At 53.2% G+C, this 248-nt stretch carries 1 tRNA gene; it reads right to left on the reverse strand.

Annotation, left to right across the window (positions count from 1 at the left end):
* Positions 1-88 precede the first annotated feature (88 nt).
* A tRNA-Ser gene (locus tag FS486_RS19870) sits at positions 89-180 on the reverse strand.
* Positions 181-248 lie beyond the last annotated feature (68 nt).

A 248-nucleotide genomic window follows, 5' to 3' on the forward strand; every position in this document is an offset into this window, starting at 1 on the left:
CGGGATTCGAACCCGTGTTACCGCCGTGAAAGGGCGGTGTCTTAACCGCTTGACCAAGGGGCCGTTTTTATGTACTAGAGAAGTTATCTGGCGGAGAGCAAGGGATTTGAACCCTTGAGACAGTGTTAACCGCCTACACGATTTCCAATCGTGCTCCTTCGGCCACTCGGACAGCTCTCCAAAAGAATGGCTCCGAAGGTAGGACTCGAACCTACGACCGATCGGTTAACAGCCGATTGCTCTACCAC

The sequence above is a fragment of the Bacillus sp. FJAT-22090 genome (assembly GCF_007676755.1).
Classification (GTDB): Bacteria; Bacillota; Bacilli; order Bacillales_A; family Planococcaceae; genus Psychrobacillus.